The sequence below is a fragment of the Streptomyces sp. NPDC006655 genome (genome assembly GCF_040703965.1).
Lineage (GTDB): Bacteria > Actinomycetota > Actinomycetes > Streptomycetales > Streptomycetaceae > Streptomyces.
The window spans coordinates 35117-57076 of record NZ_JBEYJU010000047.1 but is presented as its reverse complement, the minus strand read 5'-3'; the positions used below and the strand labels follow the sequence as shown (position 1 = coordinate 57076).

General features: G+C 71.5%; 16 protein-coding genes, 1 tRNA gene and 2 pseudogenes. 7 read left to right on the top strand and 12 right to left on the bottom strand.

Annotated elements, in window-relative coordinates; translation table 11 throughout:
- The first annotated feature begins 7 nt into the window (after positions 1–7).
- Both AB0958_RS25840 and AB0958_RS25835 read left to right on the top strand, forming a co-directional pair.
- Positions 8–430, top strand: coding sequence for an SSI family serine proteinase inhibitor (locus tag AB0958_RS25840; RefSeq protein WP_366892839.1), 423 nt, complete (start codon positions 8–10; stop codon positions 428–430).
- A 224-nt stretch (positions 431–654) separates the two neighbouring features.
- Positions 655–5154 (top strand): PAS domain-containing protein, encoded by a 4500-nt coding sequence (locus AB0958_RS25835; RefSeq protein WP_366892838.1) that lies wholly within the window; start codon positions 655–657, stop codon positions 5152–5154.
- A 127-nt stretch (positions 5155–5281) separates the two neighbouring features.
- Here AB0958_RS25835 and AB0958_RS25830 read toward each other — a convergent pair whose 3' ends face one another.
- From AB0958_RS25830 to AB0958_RS25795, 8 genes are all read right to left on the bottom strand, one after another.
- On the bottom strand, positions 5282–6937 hold the full coding sequence (locus tag AB0958_RS25830; protein ID WP_366892837.1) for a long-chain fatty acid--CoA ligase: 1656 nt from the start codon (positions 6935–6937) through the stop codon (positions 5282–5284).
- A gap of 129 nt (positions 6938–7066) precedes the next feature.
- Positions 7067–7636: a SigE family RNA polymerase sigma factor gene (locus AB0958_RS25825; protein ID WP_366892836.1), complete on the bottom strand. Its 570-nt coding sequence runs from the start codon at positions 7634–7636 to the stop codon at positions 7067–7069.
- Positions 7637–7806: 170 nt separating this feature from the next.
- Positions 7807–8973 carry a lipid-transfer protein gene (locus tag AB0958_RS25820; RefSeq protein WP_366892835.1) on the bottom strand — a complete coding sequence of 389 codons (1167 nt, stop codon included), beginning with the start codon at positions 8971–8973 and terminating at the stop codon, positions 7807–7809.
- Positions 8970–9419 carry a MaoC family dehydratase gene (locus AB0958_RS25815; protein ID WP_366892834.1) on the bottom strand — a complete coding sequence of 150 codons (450 nt, stop codon included), beginning with the start codon at positions 9417–9419 and terminating at the stop codon, positions 8970–8972. The genes AB0958_RS25820 and AB0958_RS25815 overlap by 4 nt, the downstream gene beginning before the upstream one ends.
- Positions 9409–10575, bottom strand: coding sequence for an acyl-CoA dehydrogenase family protein (locus tag AB0958_RS25810; protein ID WP_366892833.1), 1167 nt, complete (start codon positions 10573–10575; stop codon positions 9409–9411). Before AB0958_RS25810 ends, AB0958_RS25815 begins: the two co-directional genes overlap by 11 nt.
- Before the next feature lies 1 nt (position 10576).
- Positions 10577–11518 (bottom strand): bifunctional MaoC family dehydratase N-terminal/OB-fold nucleic acid binding domain-containing protein, encoded by a 942-nt coding sequence (locus AB0958_RS25805; protein ID WP_366892832.1) that lies wholly within the window; start codon positions 11516–11518, stop codon positions 10577–10579.
- Positions 11499–12671: an acyl-CoA dehydrogenase family protein gene (locus AB0958_RS25800; protein ID WP_366892831.1), complete on the bottom strand. Its 1173-nt coding sequence runs from the start codon at positions 12669–12671 to the stop codon at positions 11499–11501. The genes AB0958_RS25805 and AB0958_RS25800 overlap by 20 nt, the downstream gene beginning before the upstream one ends.
- 184 nt (positions 12672–12855) lie before the next feature.
- On the bottom strand, positions 12856–13173 hold the full coding sequence (locus AB0958_RS25795) for a hypothetical protein (protein ID WP_366892830.1): 318 nt from the start codon (positions 13171–13173) through the stop codon (positions 12856–12858).
- 359 nt (positions 13174–13532) lie between these two features.
- Between AB0958_RS25795 and AB0958_RS25790 the strand changes: the two genes are divergently transcribed.
- A complete protein-coding gene (locus tag AB0958_RS25790) occupies positions 13533–14477 on the top strand; it encodes a bifunctional DNA primase/polymerase (RefSeq protein ID WP_366892829.1) in 945 nt (314 codons plus the stop codon).
- A gap of 982 nt (positions 14478–15459) precedes the next feature.
- Positions 15460–16605, top strand: coding sequence for a PQQ-binding-like beta-propeller repeat protein (locus AB0958_RS25785; protein WP_366892828.1), 1146 nt, complete (start codon positions 15460–15462; stop codon positions 16603–16605).
- 140 nt (positions 16606–16745) lie between these two features.
- Here the strand turns inward: AB0958_RS25785 and AB0958_RS25780 are convergent.
- Positions 16746–17075 (bottom strand): annotated as a pseudogene (locus tag AB0958_RS25780) (IS5/IS1182 family transposase); the annotation flags it as partial.
- 70 nt (positions 17076–17145) lie between these two features.
- Between AB0958_RS25780 and AB0958_RS25775 the strand changes: the two are divergent.
- Complete coding sequence (locus AB0958_RS25775; RefSeq protein ID WP_366892827.1) at positions 17146–18360, top strand: glycosyltransferase; 1215 nt, start codon at positions 17146–17148, stop codon at positions 18358–18360.
- A gap of 212 nt (positions 18361–18572) precedes the next feature.
- On the opposite strand, the gene AB0958_RS25770 is transcribed toward AB0958_RS25775, so the two are convergent.
- A tRNA-Ser gene (locus AB0958_RS25770) sits at positions 18573–18657 on the bottom strand.
- A gap of 317 nt (positions 18658–18974) precedes the next feature.
- Between AB0958_RS25770 and AB0958_RS25765 the strand changes: the two genes are divergently transcribed.
- A complete protein-coding gene (locus tag AB0958_RS25765) occupies positions 18975–20060 on the top strand; it encodes an ATP-binding protein (protein ID WP_366892826.1) in 1086 nt (361 codons plus the stop codon).
- A gap of 228 nt (positions 20061–20288) precedes the next feature.
- Positions 20289–20605, top strand: a pseudogene (locus AB0958_RS25760) (helix-turn-helix transcriptional regulator); the annotation flags it as partial.
- Positions 20606–20720: 115 nt separating this feature from the next.
- Here AB0958_RS25760 and AB0958_RS25755 read toward each other — a convergent pair.
- Both AB0958_RS25755 and AB0958_RS25750 read right to left on the bottom strand, forming a co-directional pair.
- Complete coding sequence (locus AB0958_RS25755; RefSeq protein WP_366892825.1) at positions 20721–21485, bottom strand: DUF5819 family protein; 765 nt, start codon at positions 21483–21485, stop codon at positions 20721–20723.
- A 209-nt stretch (positions 21486–21694) separates the two neighbouring features.
- Positions 21695–21960: hypothetical protein (locus AB0958_RS25750; RefSeq protein ID WP_366892824.1), on the bottom strand; the 266-nt coding region annotated here is incomplete at its 5' end.

Here is a 21960-nt window from a genome sequence, read left to right as displayed (position 1 = left end):
GCAGGGCATGGCCCACCTCACCGTGCGCGGCGCCCTCGGGGCCGTCGCCGCCGTCCTCGGATCCGTCCCGGCGCTGCCCGCGCCCGCGTCCGCCGCCGTACCGGCCGACCATCTCACCGTCACCGTGCGGCACGCCGGGGACGGGCGGGACGGGACGTACGAGCTGTTCTGTCACCCCGGCGCCGGCAGTCACCCGGACGTGGACGGCGCGTGCCAGGCGCTCGACCGGAACACCCGCTGGGGCCGGGACACCTTCGCCCCGGTCGCGCCGGGCACCGCCTGCACCATGATCTACGGCGGCCCCGCCACCGCCCGGGTCACCGGCACCTGGGCCGGCCGTCCGGTCGACGCGACGTACGACCGCGGCAACGGCTGCGAGGTCGGGCGCTGGAACCACATGGTGCCGCTGCTGCCCGACCTGGGGCCGTGAATCCACCGCCCCGGCACCCGGCCCCGCAGAGGTCTCGCGGAGGTGTGGTGGAGGTGAGGCGCGTCGGTCACATGTTCGCCGTCACTTCGTCGTGCGACCTCCCTCTCATCCGGCGCCGTGACCGGAACCGGTGCCTTTAGACTCCCTCGCGTGACACGTCGCGGGCCGGTTGGCAAGATGGCCCGAGCGGTCGGCAAGGTGCGGTAACAGGGAGGAAGCGTCTCGTGAGCAGCAGGCCATCCCGAGGCGCTGCTCGCCTCGCAGCCATACTGGACGCGCTGCCGGACGCGTTGGTGCTGGTCAACGCCAACGGAACCGTCGTCAACGCGAACACCATCGCCCTGGAGGCCTTCGAGGCCCCGGGGACGGCGCTGGTCGGGCGCGGGCTGCTCGACCTGCTCCCGGAGTTCGACTCGCGGCTCATCCCGGGCTCGATGCGGCGCCCCGACCACATGGACCCGCGCGGCCGGACCAAGCCGACCCGGATGGTGGCCCGCCGGACCGACGGCACGGAGTTCCCGGTCGAGGTCACCAGCGCCAACCTGGAGAACGGTCAGCAGGCGTACGACGGTTACGGCTACAGCGGCGACGAACTGCTGATGATCGTCGTACGGGACCTGACCGGCACCGTCGACACCGAGGCCGAGCTGGCGCGTTCGCAGCGGCAGACCGAGATGATCCTGCGCGCCGCGAGCGAGGGCGTCGTGGGCACGGACACGGACGGGCGGATCGTCCTCGTCAACCCGGCCGCCGCCCAGATACTGGGGTACCGGGCCGGTGAGCTCGGCGGCAAGGAGCTGCACAACCTCGTGCTGCACTCGCGCGCCGACGGCTCGCCGTTCCCGTACGCCGAGTCGCCGCTCGCCGACACCCTGCGCTCCGGACGCAAGCACCGGGTGCGCGGGCAGGTGCTGTGGGCCAAGGGCGACAAGCGGGTGCCGGTCGACCTGACGACCGCGCCGGTGCGCGACGGCGACCAACTCGTCGGCGCCGTGATGACCTTCACCGACCGGCGGCCGTACGACGCCGTCGTCGACGAGAAGGCGGCCCTGGAGAAGGCGCACGCCGAGGAGCTGGAGAAGCTCTCCGAGGAGCACGCCTCCGACCTGACCGCGCTGCGCCAGAAGCACGTCACCGAGGTGGAGGAGCTGCGCGAGCGGCACGCCGAGGAAGTGGCGGCGGGCGAGGAGCGGTACGCGGCCCTCGGTGAGCGCGAGAAGGACCGCTACGAGGCCCTGCACGGCCGCCACGAACAGCTGCTGACCCTGCTCGCGCAGTCGCTGCGCGGACCGCTCGACGAGCTGCGCCGCGAACTGGCCACGCTCGCCGCCGACGACGCCGGGCAGCTGTGGCCCGAGGCCAACCAGGTGCTCCACCACCTCTCGGCCGGTTACTCGCGGATCACCCAGCTCATCGACAACGTGCTCGGCTACCAGCGGCTGGACGCGGGGGTCGAGGACATCACCCGTACGAAGGTCATGCTGGACGCCGTCGTCGCCGCCGGTGTGGACGGGGCGGTGGAGCTGATCGGCCCCGGTCGGGTGCAGTTCGCCGTGCACGCGCCGCCCATCGAGGCCGAGGTGGACCCGCAGCGGCTGGCCGTCGCGCTCGCGCATCTCATCGCGGACGTGGCCGGCGTCGACGCGACCGGCAACTCGCCGGTCTCGGCCGGCGGATACATGGACAACACCGTCGTCGTCGCGGCCGCCCAGCGCGGCGAGGTCGTACGGATCGAGGTGCGCGGACCGTACACCGGGGGAGACCCGGTGCACGAGCCGATCGTGCGCGGGATCGTGCGCGCGCACGGCGGGGTGCTCCAGACCCACGAGGTGCCCGGCATGAGCGGCAGCGCGTTCGTGCTGGAGGTGCCGATCGGTGGGGGCGCCGGGGCCGTCGCCCCGCCGCCCGGGGCCGAGGTGGCCATGCTGCCCGCCGCCGACGAGGCGGGTGCCGCAGGCCGACGGCGGGCCCGCCGGTCCTCCGTCGACGCCTTCCTGGACGGCGACGTCCCCGGCGAGGCCGCGGAGGCCAGGGAGGGTGAGGCACCGGGCGTGCCGACCGGACGGCGGCGCAGGCGCGCCGCGGAGGCGATGGCGCAGGAGAACGGGCCCGCCGCGCTGGAGAGCGCGGAACCGGGGTCCGGCGGGACCGGACGGCGACGCGGGCGTCCGGCCGACGGGGACGCCGGGGTGGCCGGAGTGGCCGCTGAGGGTGCTGTGGTGACGGCGGCCGAGCAGGGGGCCGGTACGGCGGCCTCCGGTACGGGTCTCGGCGGCACGGTTCCGCCGCAGGGTGTGCCCGCGCCCGCGTCCGGGCGTCGCGGGCGGCGGGATTCCGACGAACCGCAGGCACTGCCGCCGGCGCTGCCTCCTGCCGGTCAGGCCGCCGGTCAGACCGCTGAGGAGCAGCCGAGCGGACGTCGGCGCCGGGCGCTGGCCGCGGCCGCGGAGCGGGCCGAGCAGCAGGAGGCCCAGCAGGCGGGCCCCCGGCCGGTGTTCGCACTGCCGCCCGCCGAGGCCGACCGCACCCCCGAGCCGACCGGGGTGGCGGGCGACGAGGGCCGGCACGACGCCGCGGCGCCCGACCAGGACGAGGACCACACCCCGCCGCAGCCCCACCCCACCAGCGCACCGACCGGCCGCCGACGCCGCGCCGTGGGGCAGCCGATGGAGGCGGGGGGCGGGACCGGGACCGGGGCCGAGGTCGGGGTCGGCATGCCCGGTGTGCAGGAAGTACCGGGGGTGCCGGGTGCGCCAGGGGTGCCGGGTGCACCAGGGGTGCCGGGTGCGCCAGGGGTGCCGGGTGCGCCAGGGGTGCCGGGTGTGCCAGGGGTGCCGGTTGCGCCGGGGGTGATGAGCGCGGCCGGAGTGCCTGGGGCTGGGGTGCCTGGGGCCTCCGGGGTGTCCGAACTGCAGGCCGTACCGACGGTGCCCGCGCAGGCGGTGGCGCCCGGACAGCAGGTTCCCGCCGGGGCGCAGCCCGTACCGCCCGCGCAGCAGATTCCCGCCGGACAACCCGTTCCCACCGGGCAGCCCGGACAGGGCATTCCGGTTCAGACCGGGCCCGCCGGGCCGACCGGTCTGCCCGTCGGCCAGGCGGTGCCAGGGCAGCAGCCGGGCCAGCCGGTGCCCCCGGTGCAGGCAGGTCAGCCCGGCCAGCCGGTGCCTCCGGTGCCTCCGCTGGTGCCGGGCGCGGCCCCGGTACCGGCGCAGGCCCAGCCGCAGAGTGCCGTACCGGTGGTCCCGGGCCAGCCGGTGCCGGCGCAGGCGCAGGCCCAGCCGCAGAGTGCCGTGCCGGTCGTCCCGGGCCAGCCGGTACCACCCCAGCCGGCCCCCGCACAGCCCGGCCGGCAGCCCGTACCGCCCGCGCAGCCCGCCCCGGCTGTCCAGGACACCCCGATCCCCGCCCAGCCGCTTCCGGCGGAGGCCGCGCCCGCTTCCGTACCGCAGCAGTGGCCGGGCGCCGACGACGTGCCCGCCGCCCCGCAACCGGCGCGCGCCGCGCAGCCGTTGCCCGCCGAGGCGGCGGCGACGGCCGTGCCGGTGGACCCGGACTCCACACAGGGCCGGGCGTTCAGCGTGCGGACGCTGGGGCAGGGTGTGCCGTTCTCCCGCCAGGCCGCGCAGGTGCAGCAGCCGACGGCCACCCCGCCGCCGCACCAGGCCGGCGGCAACGGACGGCGCCGCAAGCTGGGCACGCGTCCGGACGCCGCCCCCGGGGCCGAGCAGTCGCGGCCCGAGCAGTCGGCGCGCCCGCATCCACCGGCCGAACAGCCGGTGACCGCCCCGCCGGTGACCGCCCAGCCGGTGCCTGCCCAGCCGTTGTCGCAGCCGTCGCCGGCCGGGCAGTCCCGGCTGGTGGGTGCCACCGACGGCGCCGGCCGGTCGTACGCCATAGGCGCGCCCGACGTGAACGCGGCCGAGGGTCCCGAACCGCTGGACGGCCCCGGTGGCGCGGTCGAGGTCGCGGACCCGCCGCGTCCGCAGCCACTGGACGACGAACTGCCCCCGGAGCCGCTGGACAACCCGCGTCGGCTGCTGGTCTGGCCGGCGCCGGACGTCACCACCCAGCAGGCGCTGAGCGACCGCGGCTACCGGCCGGTGATCGTGAACTCCCGGGACGAGGTCGACGCGCAGATCGCCGCGTTCCCGGCGGCGCTGTTCGTGGACCCGCTGACCGGGCCGATCACGCGCACCGCGTTGCAGTCGCTGCGGCAGGCGGCGGTGGCCGCCGAGGTGCCGGTGCTGGTCACGGCCGGGCTGGGACAGGCGACGCGCGAGGCCGCGTACGGTGCCGATCCCGCCGTACTGCTGAAGGCGCTCGCACCGCGGGACAGCGAGCAGCATCCGCCGCGGGTGCTGCTGATCGAGGAGCACGCGGAGATCGCGCTCGCGCTGACGTCGACGCTGGAGCGGCGCGGCATGCAGGTGGCGCGGGCGGCGAGCGACGCGGACGCGGTGACGCTGGCGGGACAGCTGCGGCCGAACCTGGTGGTGATGGACCTGATGCAGGTACACCGCCGCCAGGCCGGGATCATCGACTGGCTGCGTGCGAACGGGCAGCTGAACCGGACGCCGCTGGTGGTCTACACGGCCGCGGTCGACCAGGCGGACCTGCCGCGGCTGGCGTCGGGCGAGACGGTGCTGTTCCTGGCGGAGCGGTCGACGAGCACCGAGGTGCAGAGCCGGATCGTGGACCTGCTGGCCCGGATCGGTACGAACTGAGGAAGCGCCGTCGGGGAACTGCCGACCTTCGGCTCACGGTTGTCCGTGGCTGGTCGCGCCCACGCGGCGGCAGCCGCACATCGGCTGCCGCCCCGCGCCCCTGACGGGGCGCTTCGGCGCGGGGCGCTCAGAGGCTGGTGACGTCCAGGTCCCCCTCGGCGTACCGCCTGCGCAGCACCTTCTTGTCGAACTTGCCCACGCTCGTCTTCGGCACCGCCTCGATCACGGTCCACCGCTCCGGCAGCTGCCACTTGGCGATCTTCCCCTCCTCGGCGAGGAAGGTGCGCAGGGTCTCGAAGGTCGCGGCGGAGCCCTCCCGCAGGACGACCGTGGCGAGCGGGCGCTCGCCCCACTTGTCGTCGGGGACGGCGACCACGGCCGCCTCGGTGACGTCCGGGTGGGACATCAGCGCGTTCTCCAGCTCGACCGAGGAGATCCACTCGCCACCGGACTTGATGACGTCCTTGGCGCGGTCGGTGAGGGTGAGGAAGCCGTCGGGGGAGATGGTGCCGACGTCACCGGTCTTCAGCCAGCCGTCCTCGCTGAACTTGTCGGCGGGGCGCAGCGGTTCGCCGTCGGGGCCGTTGTAGTAGGCGCCCGCGACCCAGGGGCCGCGCACCTCCAGCTCACCCGCCGACTCGCCGTCCCAGGGCAGGCGTTCGCCGCCGGGGCCGCTGATCCGTGCCTCGACCCCGGCCGGGAAACGGCCCTGGGTGAGGCGGTACGCGAACTCCTCCTCGGTGCCCACCACATGCGCCGGCGGGCGGGCGATCGTGCCGAGCGGGGAGGTCTCCGTCATGCCCCAGGCGTGGCAGACCCGCATGCCCAGCTTGTCGAAGGCGGCCATCAGGGACGGCGGACAGGCCGCGCCGCCGATGGTGACCTGGGTGAGGAAGGAGACGTCACGCGGGTGGGCGGTGAGTTCGCCGAGCAGGCCCTGCCAGATGGTGGGGACGGCGGCCGCGTGCGACGGACGCTCCTTCTCGATCATCTCGGCGAGCGGGGCCGGCTGCAGGAAACGGTCCGGCATGAGCAGGTTGACGCCGGTCATGAAGGTGGCGTGCGGCAGACCCCAGGCGTTGACGTGGAACTGCGGTACGACCACCAGCGAGGTGTCCTGGTCGGTCAGGCCCATCGACTGGGCCATGTTGACCTGCATGGAGTGCAGGTAGATCGAACGGTGGCTGTACACCACGCCCTTGGGGTCACCGGTGGTGCCCGAGGTGTAGCACATGGCGGCGGCCCGGCGTTCGTCCAGCTCCGGCCAGTCGTACGTGGTCGGCTTCCCCGCGATCAGCTCCTCGTACTCGTGTACGGCCGCGGTGGCGTCCGCCAGCGGGGAGCGGTCGCCCGGGCCGGACACCACGATGTGCCGGACCGTCGGCAGCTTGGACAGCAGCGGGGCGAGCATCGGGATGAGCGAGCCGTTCACGAGGACGACCCGGTCGGCGGCGTGGTTGACGATCCAGACCAGCTGCTCGGCGGGCAGCCGCAGGTTGAGCGTGTGCAGGACCGCGCCCAGGGACGGGATGGCGAAGTACGCCTCGGTGTGTTCGGCGTTGTTCCACATGAGGGTGGCGACCCGGTCGTCGTCCCGGACACCCAGGTCGTCGTGGAGGGCGTGGGCCAGCTGGGCGGCGCGGGCGCCGATCTCGGCGAAGCTGCGGCGCTGCGGTTCGGCCGCCCCCGTCCAGGTGGTCACCTGTGACGCACCGTGGATCGTCGACCCGTGGGTCAGGATCCTGGAGATCAGCAGCGGTACGTCCTGCATGGTGCTCAGCACGGCGTCCTCCCGGGGGCGACATTGCCTACTCGGTGGTAAAGGGGCTGCGCTGATTCTGCGCACATACCACTCGGTATGTCACTAGGAGAAGGGCAACAAAGCCCGGCCGATCAGGCCGTCGGCGGCCGGTTACCGGGCCAGGACCAGCTCCGGGTCCTCGCGCAGCTTGCCGAGCGCACGCGACACCGCCGACTTGACCGTACCCACCGACACCCCGAGCACCTCGGCCGTCTGCACCTCGCTCAGGTCCTCGTAGTACCGCAGCACCACCATCGCCCGCTGCCGCGCGGGCAGCTTCATGATCGCCCGCCACATGGCGTCGTGCAGCGCCTGCCGCTCGGCCGGGTCGTCCTCCCCGGGCACCGGCTCCGGCTCGGGCAGCTCCTCGCACACGAACTCGTCCACCCGGCGCTTGCGCCACTGCGAGGTCCGGGTGTTCAGCAGGGCCCTGCGCACATAGCCGTCGAGCGCCCGGTGGTCCTCGATCCGCTCCCAGGCCACGTACGTCTTGGCGAGGGCGGTCTGGAGGAGGTCCTCGGCGTCGCTCGGGTTCCCGGTCAACGACCGGGCGGTGCGCAGCAGAACCGGCTGGCGGGCTCTGACGTACGACGCGAACGACGGATACGCCCGCTGGTACGGGCCGGTCCGCCTCGCCGAGACGGCGGCGTCCGAAGCGCTGGTGCAGACGGGTGTGGTCATGGCTCCACGCTATGAGTGAGCGGTACTCCGGCGTATCGGCCGCAGGTCCCGAAGACGACTCCCCCTCAGGTTGTAGGGGTGGGGCTGCCTCCACCTCCTGAAGGTGGAGTACGGGCGCGGCCTCCTGCGGGTTCACCCCTGCGGGCGCACCGCGGCCGGGGCCGCCGGGCTCACCCGTCCGAGGTCAGCACCAGTCCGGACGTCGGCACCCCCGTACCGGCCGTGACCAGGACCCGGTCCGCCCTCGGTATCGGGTTCGCGGCCGTGCCGCGCAGCTGGCGCACCCCCTCGGCCACCCCGTTCATCCCGTGCAGGTACGCCTCCCCGAGCTGGCCCCCGTGGGTGTTCAGCGGCAGCCGCTCCCCGGCCACGAAGTCCGCCCCCTCCCCCCGTCCGCAGAACCCGAACTCCTCCAGCTGCATCAGCACGAACGGCGTGAAGTGGTCGTACAGGATGCCCACGTCGATGTCGGCCGGGGCGAGCCCCGAGGTGCGCCACAGCTGCCGGGCCACCACGCCCATCTCCGGCAGCCCGGTCAGGTCGTCCCGGTAGAAACTGGTCATCTGCTCCTGGGCCCGGCCCGCCCCCTGCGCGGCCGCCGCGACCACGGCCGGCCGCTGCGGCAGGTCGCGCGCCCGCTCCACCGAGGTGACGACGAGGGCCTGGCCGCCGTCCGTCTCCTGGCAGCAGTCCAGCAGCCGCAACGGCTCGACGATCCAGCGCGAGGCGGCGTGCTCGGCGAGCGTGAGGGGACGGCCGTGGAAGTAGGCGGCCGGGTTGGTCGCCGCGTATCGGCGGTCCAGCACGGCCACGTGCCCGAACACCTCCGGGGTCAGTCCGTACGTGTGCAGGTAGCGCTGCGCCGCCATCGCCACCCAGGACGCCGGGGTGAGCAGTCCGAACGGCAGCGACCAGCCCAGCGCCGCCCCCTCCGCCGACGGCTCCCGGTGCTGCACCCCCGAGCCGAAGCGGCGGCCCGACCTCTCGTTGAAGGCGCGGTAGCAGACCACCACCTCGGCGACCCCGGCCGCGACGGCCAACGCCGCCTGCTGGACCGTGGCGCACGCCGCGCCGCCGCCGTAGTGGACCCGGGAGAAGAAGGACAGCTCACCGATCCCGCACGCCTGGGCCACGGTGATCTCCGGGCTGGTGTCCATCGTGAACGTCACCATCCCGTCCACGTCCGCCGGGGTCAGCCCGGCGTCGTCCAGCGCGGCCCGCACCGCCTCCGCCGCCAGCCGCAGCTCGCTGCGCCCCGAGTCCTTGGAGAACTCCGTGGCCCCGATCCCCACGATCGCCGCCCGCCCGCCCAGCGAGTCCCGGCCCCGCACGCTCACGAGTCCGCTCCGTCGGTGAGGGTGACGGTCACCGTGGCCTCGGTGAAGGCGACGGTCACCGTGCCGGTCACGTGGTTGCCGATGCCGTTGGCGCCGACCACCCGGACCGTCGCCGTGCCCGCCTCGCCGTCCAGCTCCTCGATGCGGCCGGTCAGCACCATCGTGTCCCCCGGGTAGTTGGGCGCCCCGAGCCGGATCGCGACCTTGCGCAGCTCCGAGGTCGGGCCGAAGCAGTCGGTGACGTACCGGCCGACCAGGCCGTTCGTCGTCAGGATGTTCATGAAGATGTCCGGCGAGCCCTTCTGGCGGGCCAGTTCGGGGTCGTGGTGCACGTCCTGGTAGTCACGGGACGCGATCGCCCCCGCCACGATCAGCGTTCGCGTGATCGGTACCTCCAGCGGCGGCAGCTCGGTGCCCACCGCCGACCATTTCGTCTCAACCCGCACTCGCGATCGCCTCCCCCAGTTCCTGGAGCACTTCGCCCCCGCTGCCCAGATACGCGTCCAGCTGGCGCCCCCACAGGAAGTGCCGGTGCACCGGATGCTCCACGTCGGCGCCCGCACCGCCGTGCAGATGCTGACCCGTGTGCACCACCCGCTGCCCCGCCTCGGACGCCCACCAGGCGGCGGTCAGCGCGTGCGTCGCGTACGGCAGCCCCTCGTCCCTGCGCCAGGCCGCCTCGTACGCCGTCACGCGTATCGCCTCGATGTCCATGTGGGCGTCCGCGGCCCTCAGCTGGACGGCCTGCCGGGTGGCGAGCGGGCGCCCGAACTGCTCGCGGGAGTTGGTGTGCTCGACCGCCCGGACGAGGGAGCCCGCACAGACCCCGGCCTGGAGTCCGGCGAAGGCGGTGCGGGCGGTGGCGAGGACGTCGGCGTAAGGGGTGGGGGTGAGGGTGGGGGTGGAAAGGGAGGTGGGGGTGGGGGTGGGGGTGGGGACGTCGGCGTAGGGGTTGGGGGTGGAGTTGGGGTCGGGGTCGGGGCCCGGTCGGGGATGGTGGGGGCCGAGGGGTTCGGCGGGTGCGTCGTGGAGCGTGAGGCGTCCGGCCGCCCAGGGGGCGGTCAGCTCGGTCTCCTCGACGCCGGTGCCCTCTCCGAGCGCCACCAGCCACAGCCGCCGCTCGGCGTCGGCGACCAGGACATGCGTGGCGTCACGCAGCCACGGGACGACGGGGACGGTACCGCTCAGCCCCGGGCGCCCCACGTGCCGTACGGCGGATCGCGCGGGCGCGGACGGTCGTACCGTCGGCTGCGCCGGGAACGCGCCGGTCACCACCAGCGTCCCGTCGCCGATCCCGGGCAGCAGCCGCTCCCGCTGTTCGGCCGTACCGTGCGCGGCGATCGCCAGCTGCCCGTACACACAGCTCGCCGCGTACGGCACCTGGGCGGTGGTGCGGCCCTGCTCCTCGAGGAGGAGTACCAGTCCGAGGAGGCCCAGCTCCGCCACCGCGGCCACCAGCCCGGCCGCGGTGAGGGCCTTCCACAGCTCCGGGTCACTGCCGGTGCCGGCGGCCCGCAGCCGTTCATGGGGGGCGAGGTCGGCGAAGATCCTGGCGGCCAGCTCGCGGGCCTCGGCCTGGGGTTCGGTCGGCGTGAAGTCCATGTCAGACCTGCCCTTCGAGACCCTCGACGACCCGGAAGACGGGCAGCGTCAACGCCTCGTCCCCGTCCCCACCCCCGTCCTCGTGGCGGCGGTACTCCACCCGTACCGGCAGCCCGATCCGCACCTTGTCGTACGGCACCCCGACCACGTTGCTCACCATCCGCACCCCCTCGGCCAGTTCGATCAGGCCCACGGCGTAGGGAGGGTCGAAAGCCGGGAAGGGCGGGTGGTGCATCACGACGTACGAGTAGACCGTGCCCTGTCCGGACGACTCGACGGTGTCCCAGTCGAGGGAGCCGCAGGCGTTGCACCCCGGCAGCCAGGGGTGGCGCAGCGTGCCGCAGCCGGTGCAGCGCTGGATGAGCAGGCGCCCCTCCGCCACCCCCTCCCAGAAACCGGCGTTGTCCCGGTTGACCACCGGGCGGGGACGCCGGGGCCGGTCGGCGCTCGGCCTGGCGCGCGGGGCGTACTTGAGGATGCGGAAGCGGTGGGTGCCGACGAGGTCGTCGCCCACCCGGACGTCCGTACGGGTCGTGACGAAGTGACCCGTGCCCAGCTTGGTCGTCTTCCGCCCGGACACCGACTCGATCACCATGTCGAAGACGATCTCGTCCCCCGGCCGCAGCGGCCTCAGATACTCCTGCTCGCAGTCGGTGGCGACCACCGAGGTGCAGCCGGCCCCGTCGAGCAGCGCCATCAGTTCGTCATACGCGCCGGTGCGTCCCACGTGCCCGGACAGACCGCCCATCGTCCATGCCTGGAGCATGGTGGGCGGGGCGACGGCCGCCGGACCCCGGTACGCCGGGTTCGTGTCGCCCATCGCCTCGCACCAGTGCCGGATCATCGGCAGGTTGACCGGATCCCGGCCCACGCCGGAGACGGCGGCCGGGTGCCCCTCGTACCCCCTCAGCCGTGCCGTCAGCTCATCGCTCCCGTCGGTCACGGCCGCCCCTCCTCATCCCGAGCCGCATCGTCGCGACGATCTCCCGCTGCACCTCGCTCACCCCGCCCCCGAACGTGTTGATCTGCGCCGCCCTGTTGAGCCGCTCCAGCTCGCCGTCCTCGAACGCACCCGGCGAACCGGACCGGACCCATGCCGTCTCGCCGACGATCTCCTGACACATGCGATACGTCGCGACTGCCGATTCCGTTCCCGCGAACTTCACTCCACTGGCCTCCGCGGGGGCCACCCGGCCCGCCCCCGCGTCCGCCACCAAACGCCAGCTGAGCAGGCGATTCGCCGCGAGCCTGGCATGTGCTTCGGCCAGCCGAAAACGAATCCAGGGCTCGTCAACACGGCGCCGGCCCGTCACCGGATCGGGGGTGCGGGCGGCGGCGAGCGCGGCCGCGTAGTGGTCCTCGGCCTGCATGGCGGTGGCGGCGAGGGCGACCCGCTCGTGGTTGAGCTGGTTCGTGATCAGCGACCAGCCGTCGTGCTCGGCACCGACCAGGTTCCCCGCGGGGACGCGGACACCGTCGTAGTACGTGGCCGTGGTGACCTGACCGCCCACCGTCTCGATCGGCGTCCAGGAGAACCCGGGCGCGTCCGTGGGGACCAGGAGGATCGAGATGCCGCGGTGCTTGGGCGCCTCGGGGTCGGTGCGGCAGGCCAGCCAGATCCAGTCGGCGTGCTGGGCACCCGAGGTGAAGATCTTCTGCCCGTCGATCAGCCAGCCGTCGCCGTCCCGCACCGCCCGGGTGCGCAGCGAGGCCAGGTCGGTGCCGGCGGAGGGCTCGCTGTAGCCGATGGCGAAGACCAGGTCGCCGCGGAGGATGCCGGGCAGGAAGCGGGCCTTCTGCTCCGCGCTGCCGTACTTCATCAGCGTCGGCCCGACGGTGTTCAGCGTGACCATGGAGACGGGGGCACCGGCCCGGTACGCCTCGTCGAAGAACACGAACTGCTCCTCGGCGCCGCGGCCTTGACCGCCGTACTCGACGGGCCAGCCGAGGCCGAGCAGGCCGTCCGCGCCGATGCGGCGCAGCAGGGCACGGCGTTCCCCAGGCCCCTCCGGGGCGGGGGACGGGATCACGGACCGGAAGTACGCGCACAGTTCGGCGCGCAGCCGCTGCTGGCGTTCGGTGGGGGCCAGATGCATGGTTTCTGACTGTCCGTCAGATACAGTCCACTGTCAAGGTGAACGAGTGGGGCGGCGGCGGGCCGCGGAGGAAAGCGGCAGGGTCCGGGAAGCCGGAGAACGCCTGCGCGGCGGCGCCGAAGCACCGCCACGCAGGCGCGTTGCCATCCCCCCACGAACCCCCCACCCCAGGGTCAGGCGGGGCTTACCACAGCCGGGTGAAGTGCACGGCGACGTTGTCGTTGCCCTGCTGGAGGGCCGTCCAGGCGGAGCCGTTGACCTGAGCGGTGTTGCTCTGGTTCGAGGCGCCGTTGCCCACGGCGTTCTGCTGCGTGGTGGAGGAGTTGCCGTTGTTGTCGTGGCCGACCCCGCTGCCGACGACGCCCGCCACACCGGCGTTGGCGCTCGATCCGTTGTCCGCGACCGCCCCGGTGTCCGCCGCCGCCACACCGGCGAAGAGCGCCGCGGCGAGCGGGAGGGCGGAGACGGTGGCGAGGACGCGGGCGGTACGGATGCTTGCCATGTTGTTTCCTCTCAGTGCCCGGCGATGCCGGAAGTACGTCAAGTAAGGCTCTTTCCAAGGCAGTTGGCCGACCGACTTGGGGGTTGTCATCGACGTCGCGAGATCAGACTTGCCCACCGAATCCCCGGCGAACAGCCCAGAAAGCCCTATTCGCCCTCAAGCGTGATGACAAGTCGATAAACCCCTGTCACCATCTTTTGTCGACTCTCGGCACACTCATGACCAATCCGGACATCCGGCCCATCAAGCACCCCAAGAGGAGAACCGTTCCGGCACCCCTCCCGGACGACACCGCCGGCCACGGCGTGTCCCAGCGAATCCCCCTTTCCTTTTTCGAACGCACGTACGAACATAGAGTCATGGCCACCACCGACCGGCAGGCCACGACGCTGGCCCTCGCACACGCCCTGTCCGCCGCCGAGCGCGGCCTGTCCGTCATCCCGCTGTCCCGGACCAAGCTCCCGGCCCTGCGCTCACCACACCGTTCCGCACCCGACGAAGTCCGCCCCGGCCCACCGCCCGGGCCCACCCACCGCGGCACCCGCCCCCTCCCCGACGGCCCGGAACCGCCGGCGCCGCCCTGCCACGGCGAGTGCGGCCGCCCCGGCCACGGGGTGTACGACGCCACCACCGACCCCGCCCGCATCCGCGAACTCTTCGCCGCCGCACCCTGGGCGACCGGCTACGGCATCGCCTGCGGACTGCCCCCGCACCGCCTCATCGGCGTCGACCTCGACGTCAAGTCCGGCACGGACGCCACCGGCGCCCTGCGCGAACTGGCGCTGCGGCACCTGTTCACCATCCCGCCGACGGTCGTCGTACTCACGCCGAGCGGCGGGCGGCACGTCTGGCTGACCGGGCCACCGGACGCCGTCATACCCAACTCGGCGGGCCGACTGGCCCCCGGTATCGACATCCGGGGCGCCGGCGGCTACCTGGTCGGCCCCGGCTCCCGCACCGACCACGGCGTCTACGCCACCGCTCCCGGCACCGCGCACCTGGTCCCGGCCCCCTGCCCGCCGTCCCTCCTGCGCCTGCTCCTCCCACCCCCGCGCGCACCCCACCCCGCGACCCACCCCTCGGTCGGCAACCGGGGCCAGGGCCTGGTCCAGTTCGTCCTCGCCGCCCACGAGGGCCAGCGCAACACCCGCCTCTTCTGGGCCGCCTGCCGCGCCTACGAGAACGGGATCGGCCGCGCCCTGCGGGCCCCGCTGATCGACGCGGCGGTCCACACGGGCCTCACGGAACGCGAGGCCCGCGCGACGATCGCGTCGGCCGCGCGGATGACGGGACACCGGGCGTAGCGGCCTCCTGATGCGGCTGGGGGCGCCCCGTCACGCCCTCGGCCACAACGCGCCGAGCGCCCCGGAAGAGAGCGCCTTCCCTCCGTGCGCCACCCGGAGAGAGAGCGCGGCCGGGGCGAGAAGGTCGTCGACGCCGTCGGTCAGATGCCAGCCGTCCGATCCCCCTGCCTGACGCCTTCCCACGCCAGCAGACGGCCACCCCCCTCGGGGGTCCGGCGGACACTGGAGAACAGGGAGCCCGTCGGCCGACTGCACGCATGCAGAAGGACCCTGCCCGTACTGCCTGGTCAGAGGCCTTCCCCTCACGCGGTGGGTGTGGGATTTGAACCCACGGTGACTCGCGCACGACGGTTTCAAGATCTCTCGGCGATCACACCCTTCGACGACTCCTGCGACGCCGACGAGCCGGAGCGGTACCCCGGTGTCAGCCTACGAAGTGAGGAAGAGGTCGCCCTGATGAGAGAGATCGGTGCCACGCTCGACGCCGCGGCGGCCGAGGTGCCCCACGACACCGACGTGGGGCATCTCCAGGCATCTTCTCTGGCCAGAACTCGTGACCATCACCGGACGGCTCACTCAAGTCATGGTCGCGAACGATCTACGGGAACTTGCCGCGCTGCTTGGCTTCCCAAGTTGGGAGTGGCTTTGTTCACGAGTTGCGGGCTCTGGCATAGATCTTGGAGAGCAGGTGCGGAGGGTAGCCAAGCTGGTAGTCGCCTGAAGCGGCGTTCGTCGGGTAACGGGCCAAAATCACCCTGCGAGCCGGACAGTGCATGCCACGATGCCCTCTGAGTCATGAGGGCCGCAGGTTGGTTTGCGTTCAATCTCGCCCGTTCACCTGACCCTCTGACCCTGGTTCGTTCCCGGGGCAGCAGGGCGGCCTGAGCGGAGATCGCTGGAAGAACATCGGCGCAGTTGTGCCGCGCACTCAGATCCACCGCCCGAGAACTGACCACACGTGATGGCCAGGAGACAAGAACTGATGACGAGTTCAACCGCGATGCTGCAGGGCGGGCCAGCCCGGAACGGGGTCTACCCCGAGGAGACAGCGCCACAGGACTTCCGGCCCTGGCGGTTCCGGCTCGGAAGACACAGGAGCCTCCAGTCGCCGAGCGTCTGTGACGGCACGGTGTACGTCTGCTCCCAGGACGGCGTCTGCTACGCACTGTCCGCTCTGACGGGAACCGTGCGCTGGAGCACCGCGATCGGAGAGCGGATGGACTTCGACCCACCCGTGGTCAGCGACGGCGTCGTCTGTGTCACCGACGCCATAGGGAGGCTGTACGCGCTCGGTACCGAGGACGGCCAGGAGCGCTGGCGCCACCGCTTCGACGGTCCGGTACAACTCGTGGCTGACAACGGTGTGGTGTACGGGGTGGACTCCGCCTGGTTGTACAACCGCGGTGCCAATCCTGCCAAGTTGTTCGCGCTGAACCTCGCCAGTGGTGAACTGCTCTGGAGGCACGACGTCTTCGACCGCGCCATGACTCATCCGGCCCTCGCCGACGGAAGGATCTTCCACACCAGCGAATTCGGCGACCTCACCGCGTACGACGCCGCCACGGGCGACCGCCTGTGGCGGGTACCGTGCGACAGCAGGTGGGTAGGCATGGCCAACAGCCCGTGCGTCGGAGACCGGGTCGTCTACGCCGCCGTCCAGTCGACGCTGTTCGCGCATGCCGCGGAAGACGGCGAGGTCCTGTGGAGCCGAGCCTACGAGGGGCTCATCCGGAGCAGCGTCTCGGTCCTGGGCGACACCGTGTACTTCAGCACGAAGCCACACTCCCGCAGGGACCGTCCGGCCTCCTACGCCGTCGACGCAGCCACCGGCGAAATTCGCTGGCAGTTGGCCAACCGCGACGGCGCCTCGGCCATCGCACTCAGCGGCTCCTCGGGCTGGATTGTCTCCGGCCGTGACATCAACTACCTGTACGCCGTCGACCTCGCCACCGGCACCCGCCGCTGGAAGCGATACCTGGGTCCCAAGGGCGGCACCGTGCCCGTCCTCTGGAACGGCATAGCCTTCCTCGCGACCCACGAAGACAGGCTGAACGCCATCGACGCGCGGACCGGACATGTACCGTCCCCTTTCAGCGGCCGCAGGCCATGGACGGCTGTGACGACATGACGGCCTCAACCGAGGTCGCCCACGAGTCCCGAGAGTGGCCGGTGCGCGGATGCGCTCTTCGCGCTCACTGCGCAGTGCTGCGCGCGGACGGGCCGGTCAGCAGCCCGCGCAGACAGGTATGCGCTCATGGGCGGTGGTGTGTCTGCAAGGTCGAAGAAGGCGTTGATGACGTGGTGCGGCGCTCGTAGCAGCCGGCAAGGCGGCGGAAGCCGTTCTGCCAGACGGCGCTCGACACAGCACCGCCGACTGGCCTGGATCGGCGCCTTCCCTCCGTTGTGCGCGATACACCCGTGCGGGTTGCGGGCGGAGACTTCGGTGCGGGTCCTGTCCGGGTCGTAGCCGGCGCCGAGGCGCACAGTGATGTCGTCGGGCGTCGACCCGAGGACGTCCAGCAGGTCCAGGGCCGGCGCGAGCAGCGGCGAGTCGCGTCGGTTCGCTCCGGCCAGGACGCGGCTGAACGGGATGTCGTAACAGGTGGGCTGCGGGATCCCCGTGGCCGGCGACGGTGGCCGGACGGCACGCGCCGAGGAGAATCGCTCCATGCGCATTCTGATCATCACCGCCGGTTCACGCGGAGACGTCGCGCCTTTCACGGGACTGGGGCGGCGTCTGTCGGATGTGGGCCATCAGGTCACCGTGGCCGCTCACCCCTCCCTCGCCGCACTGGTCGGCGGGTGCGGTCTCGGCTACCGGCCGGTGCAGGGAGACCCGCAGGGGCTGATCCGGGACCTGGCCCGGGCGGCGTCGCGGGATGAGGCTCAGGCGCTGACGAGGGCGTACGCGGACGGGCTCGCCGACGGGGTGGCGGAGGCCGTGGCGGGCGGAGCCGATCTCCTGCTCACTGCTTTCGGCCCGGCACCGCTCAGCCGGACGGCCGGCGACGCATTCGGCGTCCCCGTCATCGGTACCTACCTCGCACCGTCCTTCGCCACCGGAGAGTTCCCGCTGCCCAACGCGCGGGGCATCGATGACCTGGGGCCAGAGGGCAACCTCGCCGCCGGCCGGGATGTGCTGAAGCGCGCGGAAGGGGTCTTCGCGGGCGCTGTGACCCGCCTGCGCGCTCGCCTCGGCCTGCCCGCGGACGCGCCCTCGGCACCGGTGGACGTTCGGCCGGTCTTCCACGGCTTCAGCCCGCTGGTGGTGCCGCGCCCTGAGGACTGGCCGTCGTGGGTCGAAGTGGCGGGTTACTGGTGGCCCGCGCGGCCGGACGGCTGGCAACCCCCGGCCGAACTGGTCGACTTCCTCCAGGCCGGTCCGCCCCCGGTGTTCATCGGATTCGGCAGTATGGCCGCGGGGCAGGGGGAACGGCTCAGTGAGCTGGCGGCTGCGGCGGTGAAGCAGGCGGGCGTGCGTGCGGTGGTACAGGCGGGATGGGCCGATGTGGACGGCAGCGGCGCCGACGTCCTGTCCATCGGCGACGTCCCGCACGACTGGCTGTTCCCTCGCACCGCCGCCGTCGTCCACCATGCCGGGGCGGGTACCACCGCGGCCGGACTGCGGGCCGGCGTACCCGCAGTGCCCGTCCCCGTCATGGCCGACCAGCCGTTCTGGGCGTCTCGGCTCCACGCGCTGGGAGTTGCCCCGCGACCTGTGCCGTTCCGGGAGCTCACCGCCGAAGCCCTCGGCGACGCGATCACGGCCTGCCTGTCCGAGCCGTCCCACCGTCGCCTCGCGGCCGAACTCGCCCGCGGGATCGCCGCAGAGGACGGCACCGCTTCGCTGCTTGCCCACATCGGCTCACCGAATGCCGGATGAAGCCGCATCCGGCGCTGCCGAAACGCGCCGACAATCCGAACGCCACCCCGCCCCGTCCGCGCGTGAACCGCATGGCCGCCATCGGGATCACCGTCAGCCACGCCGTGGAGACCGACAGAGCGGGAACCAGAGGGAACAGCGGTGTCCGAGGGGGAGCGCATACGCCAACGGCCCCCGACCGTCTTGCCTGGTCAGGGGCCGTTCACGTCACGCGGTGGGTGTGGGATTTGAACCCACGGTGACTCGCGCCACGACGGTTTTCAAGACCGTTCCCTTAGGCCGCTCGGGCAACCCACCTCGCTTCCGCCCACCTGGGGCGGAGCGGGTACAGCGTACCGGCAGCGGAGCTGATCGTGGAGGTCTGGTCCACACAGGGTCCACTGGCTCACGCGCCCCTCCATCTCAGCTCTGAGTTTGAGGCCGCCCCGACATCGCCACCGTCCACTCGCCTCTCCTCGGGACGTGGCCGACAGTCAGCCGACGGTCGCAGGTAGGGCCGCATCGACACCCAGACGTTGGGCAGCTCCGTTTCCACGAGTGTTGAAGTGATCAACGTTGTGGAAACCGTAGCGGGCTGGAATGCTGCGTAGGTTGAGCGTAGGAGGGGGCAGCCCGTGGAGCCAGCGAAATCTGTACGGTTTAACCGAGACCTTCATAAGCTTATTCTTGCTAACGGCCAGTCTCGAAACGGATTCGACGTAGACAATTTCCTAGTCCACGTTAATGACCTCATCGGAATGCAGCCGTCCGATTTGAAGGCCGCTCTCAAACGGGCCATGGACGGCGAGGAGGTTACCGTCAATGTGACCCATGACGACAGCGTTGATGACGAGTATTCAATCGCCGAACCCATCTCAATCAAGTTTTCAGACGGACAGCTGTCAATATCGGCCTCCTTTGCCACTGACGAGTACGACGATGAAGAAGCCACGGCCGAATCTTTTTCAACTCTATTGACTCCTTACCTGAAACGACACCGAGCTTCGGTAACGAATGTAGAGATGAACCCAAACTACTATCACCCGCTCGTTTGGGATGTCGAGATTTCTTGCTCTCCAAGAGCGCGAGACATGGCCGATCTCTTCCGCATCGGCGAAGGTGCCCTGGCCCTGCTCCAAGCATTTGCGAGCGGAGAACTCACCCGCGAGACAACTCTCGATCTGCTTCGTTCCGGCAATGCCCAAGTCTTGATCGGGCAGGAGGAGGGCCCTTGGCTCGATGTAAAGAGCGCCCACTACAATCTCCAGTCACCCTCGGGGAAAATTTCTATCGCGCAAGCGGTAGCTCGATTCGCCAACGCCGAGCACGGTGGGATCGTCGTAGTCGGCATGCGCGGAAAGAAGGTACCCGGAGGTGAAATCATCAGCGACATTTGCCCTGTGCCGGTGAACGGTCGGACGCTCCGCAGCTACCAGACGGCGATCGAGCAGCACCTCTATCCACCGCCAGACTATCTAGACATCGAACTGGTGCCCGCCGACGGTGGAAGTCTGGTGGTCCTGCATATCCCGCCTCAGCCCGAGGAGCACAAACCGTTCCTTGTTCACGGGGCTATCGTGGACGGGAGCGTCGAGGGTGCTTTCATCAGCATCGTTAGGCGCCGCGGTGAATCTTCCATCCCGATTACCGCTCCAGCCGTGCACGCCACATTGGCTGCTGGTCGCGCGCTACTTCGGCGCGGAGAAATACCGAAGAACTAGTGATGACCACTGCCTGTCAGCGAGAATCCATTCGGGCGACCGGGAGGGCCGACCTGAGTGGGCAGCCGTGCGTCTGGCCGGGGCAAGCCAAGGGGACTTCCTGACCTGCAGCACTCCACACGCAGCACGCGGTCTCGGTACCGTCAAGGGTAGAAGCCCCGACGGATGGAGCACGATGCCTCGCCGCCTGCTGGACCGCCGGCGCCTCACCTACAGGGGGGCGCGCTGATGCTGGAAGAAGCCGAAGAGATCGGCAACCGCGTACGCCGCGCCCGACTCCGCCTCGGCATGACTCAGGCCGACCTCGCTGCCGCCCTGGGCAAGACGCAGGGTTGGGTGTCCAAGATGGAACGCGGACTCATCGAACTGGATCGCGTCGGCCTGCTCAACCTGATCGCCTCGGAGCTGCATGTACACCCGAACGACTTGATCGGACGGCCGTACAACAGCTCTCCGGCCGAGAATCAGTGGCAGGTCTTGCCGCAGCGATCATGCGCGAGCTGCGCCGCTACGACCTTGCTCCCGTCTTCGACGGGACGCCTCAGCAGGAGGGTGAGGAGCGTGAGGATGCGGGCCGGCATGTGCTGCGACGCGTGTACGCCCGCCCGCTCGGTGCTGTGTCCGGGGCGCGAGGGCATGGTTGCCGCGATCGGTGTCTGCTCAGCTTGTTGCATGGGGGGCCACCTTCCACCAGGGCAGGTAACGGGTGTCCGCGGGCTTCTGTGCTGCTGCGGCGGGTTCGGGGCCCACCGCTGCGGGCGCGGCGACGGGCAGGCCGACCACTCGCAGCTGGATGGACTCGAACGCGCCGTGATGCCGGGCGGCGACGCGCTCCGCCGCAATGTTGCACAGGTATTCCTGGATCATCACAGCGCGCTGGGAGTGCGGCCGATCGTCGCCTCCGTGCGTCTCGAGGTAGGAAGTCCAGGCCCAGCGCAGCATGTTCTGCGCGGTATGGCTCGGGAAGGGGTCGTGTCTCACCGCGGCTGTATCGACGGCGCTCAGGTCAAACCAGCCGCTGACCCGGACGGCGCCATCCGCAGCGGTGTGCATGGTCCGCGCCGAGATCCTCCGGTTGACCGACTCCGGGTCCGGTGCGAAGAGTCGCCAGTTCTGCTCGAACAGCGGGAAGACCCAGGCGTCGACCTGCCGGCTGTATTGCCGGGAAACGGGATTCGGTGGTGCCACCTCCAGGAACACCAAGAGCACGTGGACCAAGGTCATCGCCAGACACAGGACCACGGCGACTCGTACCCCGGCCCTGACGGCGACGGGCGGCTTCGACGGTGCGTCGACGGCAAGTGGTCCGCCGCCCCCGTTCTGTGCGGCTCGCCCGGCGACGGCCCGGTCTGACTCGTCGGCATCCGGTGCCGCGACGCCACCATGCACGGCCCCGTCCGGCCGGTCCCGCCCGACTTCTCTCACTTGTTTCTCCTGAGGTTCGCCGGTGGCGTGCGGCGGAATCGGTGACGATTCGCGCCGTACGCCGTCCGTCCTACTCACGCACGTGGGCGGTGGTCCCCAAGCACACACGCCGCCGGAGACCGCACGCGCGTGATCCAGCTACGCCGTCGCAGACCCCCAGGACGCGCGGGAATCGCTCCGGGCCGCGCTGACCATCGCGCTAGGCAGGATCACAGGAGTAGCCATAGTCCGTACCACCCTGGTCGCCGTAGTCGCCGGGCTTTCCGGGTTTGCACCCATGGCCGTTTCCACCGGTGGTGCCGGCGGTCGTCGCACCCGTGGTCCCGGCGGTCGTCGCACCCGTGGTCCCGGCCGTCGTGGTGCCCGTCGTCCCAGCGGTCGTGGTGCCCGTCGTCCCAGCGGTCGTGGTGCCCGTCGTCCCAGCGGTCGTGGTGCCCGTCGTCCCAGCGGTCGTGGTGCCCGTCGTCCCAGCGGT